The 13,256-nt window shown below is 52.5% G+C and carries 7 protein-coding genes; 1 reads left to right on the forward strand and 6 read right to left on the reverse strand.

From position 1 onward, the window contains the following. The first annotated feature begins 228 nt into the window (after positions 1–228). Entirely contained in the window at positions 229–705 is a 477-nt protein-coding gene (locus tag ACH5Y9_RS09025) for a hypothetical protein (RefSeq protein WP_445369354.1), read from the forward strand. A 306-nt stretch (positions 706–1,011) separates the two neighbouring features. Here ACH5Y9_RS09025 and ACH5Y9_RS09030 read toward each other — a convergent pair whose 3' ends face one another. From ACH5Y9_RS09030 to ACH5Y9_RS09055, 6 genes are all read right to left on the reverse strand, one after another. Then, positions 1,012–1,230: a hypothetical protein gene (locus ACH5Y9_RS09030; protein WP_445369355.1), complete on the reverse strand. Its 219-nt coding sequence runs from the start codon at positions 1,228–1,230 to the stop codon at positions 1,012–1,014. A 145-nt stretch (positions 1,231–1,375) separates the two neighbouring features. Further along, positions 1,376–3,349: an exodeoxyribonuclease V subunit alpha gene (recD, locus tag ACH5Y9_RS09035; protein WP_445369356.1), complete on the reverse strand. Its 1,974-nt coding sequence runs from the start codon at positions 3,347–3,349 to the stop codon at positions 1,376–1,378. Further along, the gene (recB, locus tag ACH5Y9_RS09040) at positions 3,346–7,017 is read right to left on the reverse strand and encodes an exodeoxyribonuclease V subunit beta (RefSeq protein ID WP_445369357.1); all 3,672 of its coding nucleotides are present in this window, start codon (positions 7,015–7,017) and stop codon (positions 3,346–3,348) included. Before recB ends, recD begins: the two co-directional genes overlap by 4 nt. Next, on the reverse strand, positions 7,014–10,505 hold the full coding sequence (gene recC / locus ACH5Y9_RS09045; protein WP_445369358.1) for an exodeoxyribonuclease V subunit gamma: 3,492 nt from the start codon (positions 10,503–10,505) through the stop codon (positions 7,014–7,016). Before recC ends, recB begins: the two co-directional genes overlap by 4 nt. 150 nt (positions 10,506–10,655) lie before the next feature. Continuing rightward, complete coding sequence (locus ACH5Y9_RS09050; RefSeq protein WP_445369359.1) at positions 10,656–11,864, reverse strand: methyl-accepting chemotaxis protein; 1,209 nt, start codon at positions 11,862–11,864, stop codon at positions 10,656–10,658. Then, positions 11,861–13,237, reverse strand: a complete 1,377-nt coding sequence (locus tag ACH5Y9_RS09055) for a diguanylate cyclase (RefSeq protein ID WP_445369360.1) — start codon at positions 13,235–13,237, stop codon at positions 11,861–11,863. Before ACH5Y9_RS09055 ends, ACH5Y9_RS09050 begins: the two co-directional genes overlap by 4 nt. Positions 13,238–13,256 lie beyond the last annotated feature (19 nt).

Raw genomic sequence — 13,256 nt, forward strand, 5'->3', positions numbered from 1 at the left:
CCTTGGGGGTGGATTAGCGAAATGGGCACTTATCTAGTTTCGAGAAAATGCCAAGAGAATTTTATAATCATGAGCTTGGTTTTTATCCAAAGCGAATTCTGATGATAGAAATACGTTATGAAGAATCTAACAATTAGCTCCATCGGGCAAAATACTCGCTGCGCTCGAATTTTCCGGTGAGATAAGCGTTATGGTGCCATGGATGTTGCGTCAATTAATGAGGTAAAAATGAATCAATTTAAAACGATGGATGATCTGAGAGTATACCTCAATGAAATGAATAGATGGTTTGCTAGGCCAATTGTTAAAGGTGAACACCCTACATTATACGATAATCCCAATAGCAGTAACAAAGAGCTAATTTGTGGTATACAAAGGGATGACTATATCTTTTCCGTCTGTGGTAATTGGATACTTCCTTCTCGTGAGCACGGATTATCATTTTCCTCTCATTGGCAACACTTAAAGGGTATTTATAGGATGAAGTCAAAGAGAAATCCGGGGAAGGCAGTTGACGTTTATTGGGTCCTTGAAAATGCTGACATTCCAGAAGGATTGGAGTTTGTTGTTGATCCAACTGACCGGAAAAATCAGCATTACCATCTGTGCGCTACGAGGAGAATGCTAGCGACTGAGTTGAGGTCAAAGCTTGAATGGGTAGCTGATAGAATGTCAGTAATTTATGATGCACAGAGGGCGCTATGATCCACTTTAGTAACAATGAAGCTCGAGAATTCCTGTTGAGCTACGCTAAAAGTAATTCTGACCAGAGAACGGTTGATCTTGTTCGTGATGGTGTAAAAAATAGTGATGACGTTGTACATCTGGCAAAAGTCTATTGGGACATTGTTGATTCAACAAAGGACCAAGATATAGAGCGACTTCTAGAAAGAATGTATACATCGCTTCATATTCACTGTGGCAATGAAGGATTCGACGAGGTTTGGGATAACGCAATACCCTAACAATCAGGTTAGAATGCGCCAACCGACGGGCAGCGCATCTTTCGAGTTATTCAATACCTTCAATATCCAACAGCATAACACTGCCCCAGCTTTCGGGATAAATGCCTTGTTTGACGTAATTCTGAAAACTCGAATAAGGGCCGTAGGGTGGATAAGCGAAGCGCCATCCACCATAGGAACGCAAATAGGTGGATGGCGCTTCGCTTATCCACCCTACAACTTTTATTATTTGAATGGCTGATTTAAATTTTAAACCGACATTCAAGGTAAATACACGAACTTCCGCCTTGGGTCGGTTTCAAAAATTTTCCATTTCCAAAAACCATCATTCGGCAGTGGCGTAAGCCTATCTGAATCCATGACCCAAAGTGTTACCGATACACCCAACAACACGGGCTTTTGCTTTACTACTACTTACGGCAGGTCAAAATAGCTTTAGCAAACACCCCATCACTGCATTCCAATAGGCTAAAGTGTTGTTTGGCGCGGGTGATGCCGGTGTAAATTAATTCGCGCGTGAGTACCGGGCTGATGTTTTCCGGTAAGACCAAGGCCACGTGATTAAACTCCGAGCCTTGTGATTTATGCACGGTGATGGCGAAAGCGGTTTCCAAGTCCGGCAGGCGCATTGGCGAGATCCAGCGTATTTTCAGATTGGCCGTTGGCTCGTTACTGTTGTCGGCACTGGGAAATGCCACTTTAAGCTTGCCGCTACTGTCTCGCAGCGCAATCCCAATATCGCCGTTCATTAAGCCCAGGTTGTAGTCGTTGCGGGTGATCATCACCGGCCGGCCTTCGTACCACAGGGCCTGCTTGGCTTTGGCAAACAACCATTCTTCGATGCGCTGATTAAGGCCTTCCACGCCCCACGGCCCTTTCCGCAATGCCGACAACACCTGAAACGCATCGAAGGCGGTCAACACTTGCATGGCCCATGCGTCGTATCGTTCCGCATTGTCCGGCCGGCCATTATTGATTTGCGCTAAATAATAGCCATAACCTCGGCGGACGGCGTCCCCGCTATTCATCACCAGCTTTCTTAACAAGCTATTGGCGGCATCCGCAGTTGGGTGTTGGCGTAAGGCGATATATTCTGCGCGCGGTTCGGGTAGCAAATCGGGGTACTGTGCCGTGTCAGCTAAGATGGCCTGAGCCTGCAAAGCATCGCCCTGATTCACGGCTTTAGCCAATTGACCAATACCGCTGTGGGCATCGAAACGATGACTGTGCCGCAACATAACGGTTTGTTGATTAATCGCAGAACCTGGCGCAGTGGCTGGTTTGAGCGGTTCGCCGGCATAAGCAGCGATCCAAGCCAGCGTTTCCGCATCATAAGCCGCGTGTTCGGCACCGCGACATAAATCTCCCATCACAGAACCGGCCTCGACGGAAGCTAATTGATCCTTGTCGCCTAGCAAGATCAACTGGGCGTTTACCGGCAAGGCTTCCAATAGCGACGCCATCATTTCCAGATCGATCATCGACGCCTCATCGACGATCACGATGTCGGCGACGATAGGATTGTGACGATCATGTAGAAAGCGCCGCGAGTCATGCCGGCTACCCAGCAAACGGTGCAAGGTGCTGGCCTTTCGGGGAATAGTTTGTTTAATGCTGTCGTCGATAGCCAAGTTATCGAGTGCCTTGGCAATCGATTCGCTGACCCTGGCCGCCGCTTTGCCGGTCGGTGCCGCCAGCAAGATATTCAGATTTTTGGGTTTATCGCTTTCCTGTTGCGCCAGTTCAATCAACAAGGCCAACAGTTTGGTCAAGGTAGTGGTTTTACCGGTACCCGGCCCGCCGGTGATGATGGCAAAGCGCGCGCGCAAGGCCAGGACGCAAGCGATTTTTTGCCAATCCGGGCTTTCCGAGCTGGCGGGAAACAGCGTTTGCAAGCGTTCCGCCAAGGACGCCGGCAAGCTATCCCGCGCCGGTTGCAAGCGTTGCATAATACAGGCTTGCGTGATTTGTTCGTAGTGCCAGTAACGCCGCAAATACAGCCGGTTACCCGCCAAAACCAACGGCGTATCGCCCGCTCCTGATGACACCAGTCTTGATTGCGATAGCGCCGCTTGCCAGCCTTCAAGGCTATACACTTTTAAGCGCGCCAACTCGACCACCGCCGCGTCCTGCTCGACTACCCAAGCGTCATCGGCCGGGATAGCCAGCGTCATCCCTGGCTGCTCACAGAGTTTTGCCAAGTCCAAATACACTTCGCCTCTATCCAGCTGATGGCTGACCAAGGCTCCTGCCCATAGCACTTGGTCAGACGCCGCTGGATCGAGATCCAACAAAAACCCCACGAAGGCCCGATTCAAATGACTCAACCAGCCTTTCGCTACCCAGTGCTGCATACTGTCTATTACCGCCGCTTGCCGGATCATGACGAGGCTCCAAACAACGCATCCAAGCGCTCAATCAATAGCCTGGGTGGTTTTTCGAATACCTGCCCTGCCCTTGGCCCTTTCGCGCCTCTTAAGAATAAATACAGCCCGCCTCCGATGTGCGTCTCGTAGTCGTAAGCATTACCCAGCCTGACTTTCAGCAAGCGATGCAAGGCCAGTAAATACAGGCAGTATTGCAGATCGTAACGTTTAGCCAACATCGCTGCCACCAAGGCCTCCTGCGTGTAAGCCGCATCGTCGGCACCCAAACTGTTGAATTTATAATCGACCACGTAGTACCGCTGATCGTGCACGAACACCAAGTCGATAAAACCTTTTAACAGCCCGTTTACTTGGCCGGGCAGTAAGCCCGGACGGGCTTGCCCGCCGAAGGTGTGGCGGCTGACCAAGCGGTCCAGTTCCTCAGTGTCCACGGTATCGGCGCCCAGCAGAAATTCCAGCTCGGCTTGATAGGCATTAGCTTCTAACGCAGCCAAACTAACATTGGCGTCCTCCAGCAAGGGCATGTTCAACCAGTGCGACAAGGCGGAACCGATGACGGCATGTTTGTTCTCCCATTCGCCGCCGACAAATCGTTTTTGAATCAATTCTTGTCTTAAGGCAGGATTTGCGGCCACATTGGCAAAACCCCATTGCGCGCATTCCTCCAGCAAGTCGTGAATCAACACGCCGGGACCGGCGCCTCTGGGCAAAGCGTGGACACCGGACAATGGCTTACTGAGCGCAGCAGCAATTTCGGCTTCGTCGTTTTGCTTATCGTCGTGGGCGGTTTCAAACTCCGGCAACAGCCGAGACTGATCTTCCGCAGGCGTCAGGTGGTCCGCGATGTGCAAAGCACTATAACTGGCTATCCACCAGTTACTGGAAATTTTGCCAAGCGGCACGCGCGCATCAAAGCCACCCCTTTCAACCAAGACCGGGCTATAGCGCGCGTCGTCAATTTCCGGTAAGGGCGTTATCGAAATCGCGTCACAGCTGCCTTTCAGTTCAATCAATTGCTCGGCTAAGGCGCTGATGGGCATTTTGGCCTGCCAGTTAAGCAAGGCGCCCATGGCCGATTTTTCCAACTGGCAATCCTTGGTACTGCCGGATTTGACCGGTGCAATACCCAACCAACAAGCATGCCGGGCTCGGGTCATTGCTACATACAGCAAACGCAAATCTTCCTGCAACCGCTCTTCGTCGCTGATGGCTTTAATGCGCTCTTGCTTATGCAAGTCGATTTGCAAATCTTGGTTTTCGTCGTGATAACGATAATAGGCATTGAAGCGGCCGCCCACTTCCCGGAAGCTGCAAATAAACGGCAAAAATACCAGCGGATATTCCAGGCCTTTGGATTTATGAATCGTGACCACTTTAATCAGATTGGCATCGCTCTCCAGCCTGATGATGCCGTCATCGCCGGCTTGGCTGCCACCGGCCTCGATAGCCTCGGCCAGATACCTGATCAAGGCTTGCTCGCCTTCCAACTGAGTGCTGGCGCGTTGTAACAATTCGGCGAGATGCAGCAGATTGGTAATCGACCTTTCGCCTTCACTGTTGTCAGTCAGACGCGCGTGTAAGCCGTAATCGTTAATCAATTGCCGCAGCGCGGGCAAAATGCCGTCGCGTTGCCAGTGTTGTTGATACGTCAGAAAGCGTTCCAGATGCAATTCCCAGCCGGGTTCGTCCAAGGCCAGTGCGTGCAGCGCTTGGTAAGACCAAGCGAAGGTCGCCGAACTTAAGGCCGCGCGCACCTTGCGCTCATTACGCGGCTCGGCCAGAGCATTTAACCAAAGCAACATGTCGACCGCTTCGCCGCTGGCAAAGATGGAATCGCGCTCGGACAGATAAACGCTGCGCAAGCGGCGGCGCGCCAAAGCGTTGCGTATCGCCGTTGCTTCGGTGCCGCTGCGAACGAGGATGGCGATGTCCCCAGGCTGCAAGGCCTGCATGCCGGATGCAGATTTAAACCCGGCTTGCCCTGCATCAGCCGCATTCAACAATTTAACAATCTGGCTGGCCGTCACCTCCGCCAGCCTTTCCCGATAAGCCGGCATGCCGACCGCGCCCTCGGTTTCCCAATGCCACAGCGTTAAGGCTGGGGCGGCTTGCTTATCGATAACCCATTCCTCGTCGCGGCCTTGGGCCTTCACCGGCAAAAAAGGTAAAGGATCATCTTGCGCGGTTTTAAAGCGAAACGCGCCCCGCTCTTGCTGATCGGCTTGCAAAAACACCTGATTCAGCGCATCGACTAAAGCCTGGGTGGAACGGTAATTGGTGCCCAGGGTGTAATGCCGGCCTTTGGTATCGCGGTGAGCCTTAAGATAAGTGTAAATATCCGCGCCGCGGAACGAGTAGATAGCTTGCTTCGGATCGCCGATCATCAAACACGCACAATCAGCGCCGACCGGCGTGGCGTAGAGCGTGGAAAAAATCCGGTATTGCACCGGGTCGGTATCCTGAAACTCGTCGATCAAAGCGATGGGATACTGCTCGCGAATCACCTCTGCCAGCCTGTCGCCGTTGCGGCCTTGCAGCGCGTTATCCAGACGTATCAGCATGTCGTCGAAGGTCATCCTGGCGATGCGTTGTTTTTCAAAATCGTAACGCTGCCTGATCCAATGCACCGCATGTTTGATCAGTTCGACTTTTAAACTGGGTAGCGCCGCCAGTTGGGCGGGCAAGCGACCAATCGCCGCAAAACCGGGATGGTCCGGCGGTGTTTTCCCTGGATTGGCTAATTGTGCCATGCCGGCTGGCGATAGATTCTCAAAGCCCTTGCCAATGTCCAGCGTATCCTGCGCCGGGTCCAGGCTCCAGGCTTCGATTTTGTCCAGCCAGTTGCGGCGATTAGTGGCGTTGTAATTTTTTGCCGGCAGCACTTTGCTTTCGATAGCTGCCTCCAATAGTTCGCGCACTTCAGGCAGCCAACTGAGCCAAGGCGCCTTTAACGCTTGTAACGCCGACTGCCTGATGGACGCCACCGCAGAAATCAATTCTTTAATCGGCTGACCGTCGGCCACGCCCATCGGTATCGGCTCAGCGTTACCCAGCAGCGAACGTATCGCCAGCAGTAATTCGTCCGGATGTTTGAACGCCGCATACAGGCTACGAAAATCGGCGTCGTTGGACATGTCGTAATAGAAACTGCGCCAATAGTCCCGCACTACCTCATTCAACAATTCAGTATCGTCGGTATTGACCTCCTGGCGAAACAAACTGCCGCTATCGAAAGCATGCTGTTGCAACATGCGGTTACACCAACTGTGGATGGTATACACCGCCGCCTCGTCCATCCAGTTGGCCGCCAATTCCAAGCGGCGGGCGCAGGCCGGCCAGTCTACTTCAGGATAAGCGCCACGGATGTCTTGCAAGAAGGCATCCTTCGTCGGCAATTGCTGACGAAAAAACCGCGCCGCCTGACTCAAGCGCTCGCGTATGCGTTCCCGCAGTTCCTTGGTGGCGGCCTCGGTGAAGGTCACCACCAAAATATCCGGCGGCAATAGATACCGGCTGGGTTCGACGCTATCGGGATGGTGTCCCAAAATCAAGCGCACATATAAGGCCGCGATGGTATAGGTCTTACCGGTGCCGGCACTGGCTTCGATCAGCCGCGTACCCGACAACGGAAATTCAAGGGGGTTGAGCGGGATAGCAGTGGTCATACCGACGCCTCCCCTGCCGCTGGTAATTCGCGGATATGCGCCAACATCGGCCGATACAAATTATCCGCCCAATATGCAAAATCCTTTTCTGCGTCAAACGCCGTCAAACTGGCAAAATTGGGAAAGAAGCGCGCCAGATAGGCGTCGTATTGCACTTCGCCGGCATTCCAGTCATCGCCGTCATATCTGGCTTGGGCTTTTTCCCGCGCAGTTTCCGGCGGGGCGGCAAGCCAACTAAATGCGGTGCGGCAAGCCACGGGCAATGGGGCTTGCACGCCCTCGTGATAAGCAGCAACCAGATCTTGCAACTGTTGGTAAGCGTCGTCTTGCTCGACAATGGGCATTTCAATCGCCGTGTCGGCACCGATAACCAAGGTGGTTACCGGCAAGCTATCGGCGCAAGCCGCCAAATGCTGTAGCCACTGCAACAATAAATTCGGATACTTGATGGATTTGTCTTTATTCAACAGATTTTGCGCCGTCAAATGCAGCAGACCAACTTGCTGGTTGTGCCGGCGCAGTTGACTAAGATCGCCGGTCAGTTGCACCGTCACGCCGCCGGCCAATACAAAAGGGGCTAACTGCAACACATGCGGCTCTAAAACCTCTGACCATACAAAAGCCAACTCGCGATAACGCTCCCAAGCCGCTGTGACCGGCTCGGCTAAGGCCTGGAAACTCGCCTGGGCAAAACCGCCCAAAGGCAATTGGCCTTTCTGCGTCATCACGGCCTGCTGCCTGCTTAGGTATTGTTCCAAGTCGTCCGGATGCTCTGCGGTTAAACCTTGCAGTAATTCATCGCTGAATAAATAGGCTTGCAGATTATCGACTCCAAACGGCTCGCAGTCTTCGCTGGTAACGGCCAGGCTATCAAAGCCAAATTTCAGGGTTTGGTTACAAAAACTTTTCACCGGCGCGCGTAAAAACCGCGCAAGTGATTCCAGGCTCAAGGCGTAGGTTTTATCATCCGAGCTGGGGACGATTTGCCCGTTAAGCGGCTGAGCGGCGGCTGGTACAAACCATTCCCTGGCATAGGTAAAAAGACAGGGATCGCGGTGCTTTTGCACATAGGCTTCGCTAAAAGGTTGCAAGGGATGCGCGACGGTAATTCTCTCCAACAACGCGGGCTTATCGGCAAGCGCCCAGCCCTGCGCCAGTACATCGCGCAATTGACTGATTAAAACCGAAGGCGGCCGCTCGCTGTTATCGCGGATACTGCGGCCTACCCAGCTGATATACAGCTGTTCGCGCGCCGACAGCAACGCTTCCAGAAACAGATATTGATCGTCTTGCCGGCGCGAGCGGTCACCTGGGCGGTATTGACCGCGCTGGCTCATCAAATCGAAACTGCGGGCCTGTTGATTGCGCGGATAGTCGCCGTCGTTCATGCCCAACAAGCAAATCAACCGAAACGGAATAGCCCGCATCGGCATCAAGGTACAGAAATTCACCCGGCCGCTGAGAAAGCGTTGATGCAAGGACGGTTCGTCAACGCCAGCCAGCCAAGCTTCGCGTACCACAGGGATGGGCAGGAAATCGGTCTCGCTTAAACCGGCTTGTGCGCAGTGTCTGGACCAGCTCGTTAAGGCACTTGTTAGAGTTTCCAGCGTTTTTCGCTCGCGCTCGTCGCTTACTTGAAAAAAATCGTTCAGCAGTTCGGACAATAGCTGCTGCCATTGGGCCGGCGGATATTCCAGCCGTAATAGCTCTGCGTATTTTTCCAGGGTTTCCAACAGAAACGCCAGACCGCCCAGCCATTGCGCATCCAGACCGCCGATTTCTTCGTAAGGCTGAATCTCATCGAATGCGGCACCGGCACCGACCGCATACCCCAGCAGCATGCGCCTCAACCCAAACTGCCAGGTATTGGCATGCAAGTTAGCGGGCATATTGACTCGTTCCGTGCGCTGCCGGGCGTTCAAGCCCCAGCGGATGCCGGATTCTTCGATCCATTGATGCAGTTTAGGTATAGCGGTTTCGTCAATCTCAAACCGCGCCCGCAAGGCCGGCACTTCTAGCAAGCCCAGAAATTCGCTAACCGCAAACCGCGACTCGGGTAAATTCAACAAAGCTTCCACGGCAAGCAATAGCGGATTTTGTCCGCGCTGTTGCTGATCGGCCAGACTATAGGGAATATAACGCGGATCGTCGCTTTGAATTTGGCCGAATACCGCATGGATATGCGGCGCATAGGTATTGATGTCCGGTACCATCACAATGATATTGCGCGGATACAGAGGCTTGCCATTTTGTTGCGCACTCTCGAAGCACGCCAACAGTTGATCGTGCAGAATTTCGACTTCACGCTGCGGACTGTGGGCGATGTGAAACTGGATCGACTCGTCGGCGTTGGCCAGCAAAACAGGTTGCTCGGGCACGGGCTCCATATCCAGTATCGACTGTTGCAGATGTTGCAGCAAACTCCGCTGCCCCGTTTCGCCGTAGTCCTTGAACATGTCGATTTTACTATCGGGCCAATGCCAGTTGGCGTAGGCCTGGGTTTCATCGAAATGATCCAACAAACGAATATAATCCCGGCCTTGTTTGCCCCAGGCCGCCAATAAGGGCGGCGCCTGTAGATGCAGTTCCGCATCGCTTAATGCCGCGCTCATACCCGATTTATACGTCTGCCGGCGGCGCTCGGCTTTTAGCAGTTCCTTGTCTTCGATGATGTCGGCCCAATAGTGCTGGCAAGGGTTATGCACAAACAACACGATCTGACAAAATCGGCCCAATTTAGCCAGCACTTCCAGCGATTGCTGCGGTAGGGAAGACAGACCGAATAACACGACGCGGCGCGGCAGGCCGGCAGGCCGGGCAGTCAATGTATCGATTCTAGCCATGAACTGGGCATGCACCGCTGCCCTACTGGCGAACGGCGAGGACTCTTCGCCCAAATCTTCAAGCACGGCCCGCCACAAAGCGGCTTGCCAAAGTTGCGCGCTGGGTAGCGGTTTGCTTTCACCATGGCCGTTGCGCAACACATCCTGCCCCGCAGCCCAATCCGACACCCAATCGGAGCGATACACCTGATATTGATCGAACAGGTCCGCCAGTTGTTCGGCAAGTTGGTGTCGTTTGCGGCAATGGCTGTCGTCGGTCAAAAAACTGGCCAGGGTTTCGAAGCTGGGTTGTTGCAACAAGCCCGGCAACAGTCGATATAACCGCCAGATCAGCGGGTCTTTGGCTAAAGGTTGCTCGGTGGGAATCTGCTCGCCCAATACGGCCCGGTAAACACTCCAGATAAACAAGGACGGCAATTGCATCTTCATCACGGCGGCAATGCCCAGCGAGGAATTTTGCGCCAGACTTTGCTTCAACCAATGCCCCATGCCGTTGCTCTGCACCAGAAAAATCTCGTTTTCCAAGGGCAGCAAGGGATGTTGTCTTAGCCAGTACTCGACCACATCGCGGAGTTCTTCCAGTTGATTGGAGTGGATGACGGCAATGCCGTTATCTAGGGTGTGGGCGTGACCTGCTGCGGGCATGATAGGCTGAAATAGTTTAGATGAGCGCTGCGCCTATTATCGCCGCTTTTGACTGGAGCATCGAGACCTTGCGAATTAGCCGCAATACAGTCTTAGCTATTCAGTTACCTTTGTATCCCCTTTGCAGAAGTAGCGGCTCGATTGTGAAATCTAGAACAACTCAATCTCGGTGGCATGCTGGGTGGATTTAGGATTTTCGCCTTGCGGCTGCTTTTCCGTTTCCGACAGCAATAATTTTAAGGCGGCAATGCGCTGTTTGAAGCGCGCTAAACCGTCGCGCTCTTCCCGGTCGTGATGCAATCTTAAAAGCGCGTGCAAATAATGGCCGACATTTTTGGTATCCACGGCTATCTTAGCCATCATCTGCGTGACGATGTCTTCAAATTGCATAGCCATCACCCCTTCCTGAGCCAGCCGCTGTATTTCATTGCTTGCCACAGTGATGTTAGTTGAATGCCCATTCGCCTGGGATGTCATCTGAATCAATTCCTGACCCAGGCTGCCTAGGCTTTCGCGTGAGCGTTCCGCCAGGCTTAGATCAGTCTGCGCTGCTTGCGATACCTGCCGATCCACTTCTTGCAAGGACTGGATGATATCATCGAGAGTGGCGCGGATTTCATCGCTGAATTGCCGGGTCTGAGCAGCTAGCTTTCTAACTTCATCGGCAACAATACCAAAACCGCGGCCGGCGTGACTGGCCCGCGCCGCTTCAATTGCCGCATTCAAGGCCAGTGTGTCGGTTTGCCTGGTCAGTTTGGTTACCCCGTCAAGCGAATCTTCGATGCGTAAAAACTTGCTCTGCATCTGATTAAAACTGACGGCTATGCCCACGCTGGAGTCATTGACTTCCTGGATTTTTTTAACGAATTCATCAATCAGTGCATGCGTTTCGTCGAAAAACTTATGTAAACCGGCCTGCTGCCGTTGTTGCTCGTCATCGGCGCCGGCCATTTGCAATATTTCATCCACTAGGGCGGTCAAAACCTTGCGTTGGTTGGTCGATTGCTGTTCCAGACCTGTCAAACTATTGGATAGTTTATGCGCGGAGCTTTGGATGGTATCGCGAGCCAAAGCCAGGTCTTGTTCCAAAATGCTGAAGCGATGTTCTGCGTAGTCCATGGCGCGATCAGACAAAAACTGGTACTCCGTCATCACCGACTCAAGTTCGTCTAACCGCTTCTGTTGGCGGTCTTGCCAATGTTTACGGCCGCGATAGGAAAAAACTAAAGCGCCCATCAATAAAGCTACTGATAGCAAAGTAAAGTCAACCGGCGTTTGCAACGCTTGCCGACTCCAAATCCAGCAAACACTGTTTATGACAACAGCCAGACACAGCAAAACAGTATCTATGCGTTTCATATCGGCATGACAAGATGTTGGATCGGACCAGACGAGGTATCGGCAACCACCCGATTGCGGCCTTGATGCTTGGCAAGGTATAGCGCCTTGTCGACGCGATCAAGGAATTGGCTTTCGTGCTCGGTAATGGAAAACTGTCCGACGCCTATGCTGATAGTGATGTGTATCTGCTCGACAAAGGAATGGTCTTCTATCGTGGTACGCAAGCGATTTGCAAACTCGACGGCATCCTGAAGAAGTGTATGCGGCAGCAAAATCGCAAATTCTTCACCGCCCCAACGAATGGCATCGTCGCTGCATCTGACCACACTCATCAGTTTCAAACTGATGGCTTTCAAGATTTCGTCGCCAATCAAGTGGCCGTGCGTATCGTTAATGTGTTTGAAGAAATCGATGTCCAATAGCAACAGCGAAAACGCCGGGGCATCATAACGCCGCATGCGGCCGATTTCATCGGCTAGCCTTTTATCCAGCATCCGTCTATTGCCAAGTCCGGTGAGAGGATCGGTCAACGAGGATTTTTCAAAGCCCTTGGCCTTGGCGTCCAGAATAGCCACCAGCTCTTTGAGTTCACCGGCATGATGTTTAATTAAATCAATCCAGGTGCCATAGGCAAATCCCACCAGTTCACTCTGCGTAACGACACCTACCAACTGGTTTTCCTGATTCACCACGATGGAGCGTTTGATGTGACAGGTTTTTAACTGCGCGAGCGCGTCTTGAATAGTTGAACTGACCTGGGTGGTAATGACCGGACTCGTCATGTACTCCCGGAGCGGTCTGTCGGTGGTATCCGCGGCGGAAATCAGTTTAAAAATATCCTTGGTGGTAATGATGCCTACCGGTATTTTGGCTTCGACCACAATGATGGAATCCTCCATTTTTTGCAGATGGTTCAGCACATCGTCCAAAATCCAGTCCGCGGTAAAGGTAACAGGCTCTATTCTGGTCACCAACTCGCCGATGGTTTTCTTTTGCACCAGAACGGTAGGATCGACCGCCGATAAAATGTCGGTATCGGTCAATATCCCGACCAGGCTCTCCGCGGAATCCACGACACCTAGATAGCGGTCGCCATTGTTTTCAAGGATTTCGAATGCGGTCAGAATACGTTCATTTTCGAAAACGCAGGTCATCTTGCGTAATGTCAATTCAGCCAAGGTGGCATCACTGCTGCCGCCCGCGTGCAGATGCCGCAGCAAGTCTTCAACGGAAAATACAAAATATTCGTCGCCGATCTCCAGCACCACGCTGCTGACGTTATGCTGGTCTATCAACTGCGAGACCGAACGAATAGTCATATTTAAAGTCGCGCGCAAAAGTTGTTTTTGCGCAATCGACCCAACCGTTGGAAAAATTGTAAATTCAGTCACGAGCGTCTCAAATTTGGCT

Source organism: Methylomonas sp. BW4-1 (assembly GCF_052474385.1).